The organism is Metabacillus niabensis (assembly GCF_902829255.1).
Classification (GTDB): Bacteria; Bacillota; Bacilli; order Bacillales; family Bacillaceae; genus Metabacillus; species Metabacillus niabensis.
This window is the reverse complement of sequence record NZ_CADEPK010000255.1, coordinates 1-3,751: the sequence shown is the minus strand read 5'-3', so window position 1 is coordinate 3,751 and position 3,751 is coordinate 1. Positions and strand designations below refer to the sequence as shown.

Here is a 3,751-nt window from a genome sequence, read left to right as displayed (position 1 = left end):
TTTTTGAATAGAGTTTTCATAATTTCTGTACTTGTAATTATAGCACCACCTACTAAATCACTATGACCTCCTAAATATTTTGAAGCGGAGTGGACGACAATATCAATTCCGTAGATTAGTGGTTTTTGAAAGAGTGGTGTTGCCCACGTATTATCTACAATTGTTCGGATTCCATTGTCTTTTGCAAGGGAAGCCAGTTTTTTTAATGGAACAAGTTGCAGGTTCATATCTGTAGGACATTCAATATATATGAGGCTTGTATTTGGTCGAATTGCATTTCGAATGTCATCTATATGAACCGAAAATACTGTGGAATGCTCTACTCCGAACTTTTGCAAATAATTAAGCAATTCATCGGTAGATTGATATATATTCCCCACACTTAGTACATGGTCACCACTTTTTACACTATTAAAAATAGCTGCAGTTATAGCAGCCATTCCAGAAGCGAAGCATTTACATGTGTCCCCTCGTTCCAATGCAGCTAATTTCTTTTCAGCTATTTCAACTGTTGGATTTGTACCTCGCCAATATACACATTTGTTCTGTTGATTTGTTTCTCCTAGTACGTAGTCCTCATAAGAGTTAAATGTAAATAAACTATTGCCATAAATAGGTGGAATGATCGCTCCAGCAAAGCTTTCAGAATCAACGTGTAAGCAAATATTTTGATCACTGTTAAGAATATTTTCTCTTTCCATCTGAAATTATCTCCATTTATTTGTCTTTATGCATTACCTTTTGTTTTTTCTGTTTACATTATTCAGATTGGCTTTTAATTTAGACGTTTAAGAAGTAAATGGATATTTATAACAAATTTGAGAGGACTTTCGTAACAGAGGATAGGCAATGCCTTTGTAGTATTTACTGTATGTGGCATAACCATTATTTAAGGAGTGCTTTGTTATTCCTTCTAAATAAGCCACAACTTATTTTAAAAGAGAGGATATGGAAATGAATAAATATTTCCGATGATTAGGCACATAAAATGGCTGGGTGAATATACTTTTTTTGACACATAATTGTCAGCATCGATGCTAATACCATTGGGGGAAAAATGATGCCAATAAAGATTTATCAAGGGAATGACATGCTTTTACGTGAATCAGACATCACAGTCGTCATCGACGTTATTCGTGCATTTACAGTTGCACACTATGCATTTCTTAAAGGTGTGGAAAAGATTTTGCTTGTGGCAACTGTTGATGAAGCGTTCCACTTAAAAAATCAAAACCCAAATCTAGTATTAGCAGGTGAAATAAAGGGATTACCGATTTCTGGATTTGAACTAGATAATTCTCCTGCTCATATATGTCATGCAAAAGTTGAAGGAAAAACACTTGTCCAAAAGACGACAAATGGAGTGAAGGCAACATTAAATTCTCTTCAAGCGAAAGACCTTTATGTAACGGGATTTTCAAATGCTAGAACGACCGCGACTTATTTAAAAAAGCAGATAGATCAAGCAGAACGGGAATGTCATGTCCATATAGTTGCATCACATCCTACTGGTGATGATGATTTGGCTTGTGCCGAGTATATGAAAGGTATATTGGAAGGTAATGATGTGATGGATGAAAAAGAGGTTGTTGAACGAATAATAAACTCTCATGTAGCTGAAAAATTTTTTGACGCAAGCCAACCAGAATTTAACGCTGATGATTTGAAATATTGTGTTAAAGAACTGAAAGGGGAGTTTGTCATGAAAGTTAATAAGACAGGAAAAATCCCAACAATCGAGAGGTTTTTTATATGAACCAAACAGGCTTACATTTACCGAAAAGAGAGGAAAAACCTCGAAATCATGGGCTGACTATATTAATTGATAATGGAATCCCATTTCAGCTTTTCCAGGATACGGTTCATAGCTCTCGTCAATATATTGATTTTGTGAAATTCGGATGGGGAACCTCGGTCATTTCGAGTCAATTAGATGAAAAGATAGCAAGTTTAAATGAGAATGGGATACGCTACTTCTTCGGTGGAACATTATTTGAAAAATTTCTATCCCAAGGAAAAATTGCTGATTATTACGATTATTGTAGAAGATTTCAATGCGAATATGTGGAAATTTCCAATGGGACTTTAGCTATAACAAATAAAGAAAAAGCAAGCTATATAAGAGAGTTTTCAAAGGAGTTTACCGTTTTTAGTGAGGTAGGGAGTAAAATCAGCATCGTTGATGAAGTAGATAATTCAATGAATTGGGTTGAATGGATCACTGAGGATTTGGAAGCTGGGGCAACAAAAGTGATAACAGAAGCAAGAGAAAGTGGTACTAGTGGTGTATGTCAAGCAAATGGGGAACTTAGATTGGAGTTAGTTGATAGAATTATCTGCTCAGGACTAGACTTGCAATCTATTATTTTTGAAGCCCCAAATAAGAAGCTTCAAACTGCTTTTATTAAGATGGTTGGCTCAAATGTTAACCTTGCCAATATAGCATTTTCAGATTGCATTTCATTAGAAACACTTAGGCTAGGGTTACGTTCAGATACATTTCATATTCTTGAGGAGGAGACAAATCATGCGTGATACAAATAAAGTGTTTCACCTTGCGATTCCTTGTAAGGACCTTGATGAAACAGTGGAATTTTATGAAAAGTTAGGCTGTAAGCTTGCAAGAAGATATGATGACAGAGTTACATTTAATTTTTATGGGGATCAAGTCGTTTGTCATTTAAACCCTAATTCGATTGATCCTTCACCGAAAATGTATCCACGTCATTTTGGGATCACTTTTTTAGAACGTTCTGAATTTGATCAAGTATTAAATGAAGCAATAAGTCAGGAGTTGCCTTTTTTTCAAGAAAAAATGATTCGTTTTGCAGGGAAAAGAGAAGAGCATATTACGTTTTTCCTTATCGATCCAGCAAATAATTTACTGGAATTTAAATATTATCACGATCCAGAAATGGCCTATTAACATTAATAACTATTAAACCTATATAATGAAGGCATAACATCGGTTAAAGTTGTGCCTTTTTATGATGATGATTGAATATAAATAGAACAAGTGCATGCTGTTCCATATGGTATAATAAAGCTTATGAAGCTAACAAAATATCGGGCTACTGAACAATGAGTAATAGAAAGGTGTGGTTCAATGGAAACGGGAAAAAATAGTGAGCTTTTTAAACAAGTAATGGGAAACTATCCTACAGGTGTAACAGTTGTAACTACTGTTACGAAGGAAGGCGCTCCAATTGGGTTAACTGTGAATTCATTTGCATCTGTTTCACTTGCTCCTTTACTTATTTTATGGTCAATTGATAAGAGAGTCTCTACGTATGAAGAGTTTATTAGCACAGACAAATTTGCTGTACATATTCTTGCTGAAAACCAAGGTGATATTTGTTCACTTTTTGCCTCGAAAGGTATCGATCGATTTGCAAATTGTAAATGGAAATTATCTAATAATCAATTGCCGATTATTGAGGATGTCTCAAGTGTATTACAATGTAAGACATTTAAAACAGTTGATGCAGGTGATCATACAATTTTAATCGGAGAGATTATTGATATTCAGTCAGAGATGAAAGAACCACTTTTATATCATAAAAGACGATTTGGAAAAATTCCTACATCTTTTTATGATTGATGTTAATAATGGAATGTTAAAATTCACTTTATTACAATGCCTATATAATGGAAATGATTAAAATCTTTTAAAGACTGTCATATATGTTTTGGCAGTCTTTTTTGCTAATGAAAATATAAAAGTTTTGCATTCTATTCTATTATTTATATA

The 3,751-nt window shown here is 34.0% G+C and carries 5 protein-coding genes; 4 read left to right on the top strand and 1 reads right to left on the bottom strand.

Features of this window, described 5'->3' with window-relative positions; genetic code table 11:
- Window positions 1-701, bottom strand: a 701-nt coding sequence (locus tag HU235_RS15765; protein WP_174880813.1) for a trans-sulfuration enzyme family protein, incomplete at its 3' end; no start/stop codon positions are given.
- Window positions 702-1,060: 359 nt separating this feature from the next.
- On the opposite strand from HU235_RS15765, the gene HU235_RS15760 reads away from it, so the two are divergent.
- From HU235_RS15760 to HU235_RS15745, 4 genes are all read left to right on the top strand, one after another.
- The gene (locus tag HU235_RS15760; RefSeq protein WP_174880812.1) at window positions 1,061-1,756 is read left to right on the top strand and encodes a 2-phosphosulfolactate phosphatase; all 696 of its coding nucleotides are present in this window, start codon (window positions 1,061-1,063) and stop codon (window positions 1,754-1,756) included.
- Window positions 1,753-2,535 carry a phosphosulfolactate synthase gene (locus HU235_RS15755; RefSeq protein ID WP_145580847.1) on the top strand — a complete coding sequence of 261 codons (783 nt, stop codon included), beginning with the start codon at window positions 1,753-1,755 and terminating at the stop codon, window positions 2,533-2,535. The genes HU235_RS15760 and HU235_RS15755 overlap by 4 nt, the downstream gene beginning before the upstream one ends.
- Entirely contained in the window at window positions 2,528-2,926 is a 399-nt protein-coding gene (locus HU235_RS15750; RefSeq protein ID WP_095299042.1) for a VOC family protein, read from the top strand. The genes HU235_RS15755 and HU235_RS15750 overlap by 8 nt, the downstream gene beginning before the upstream one ends.
- 180 nt (window positions 2,927-3,106) lie before the next feature.
- Window positions 3,107-3,601 (top strand): flavin reductase family protein, encoded by a 495-nt coding sequence (locus tag HU235_RS15745; RefSeq protein ID WP_233452241.1) that lies wholly within the window; start codon window positions 3,107-3,109, stop codon window positions 3,599-3,601.
- Window positions 3,602-3,751 lie beyond the last annotated feature (150 nt).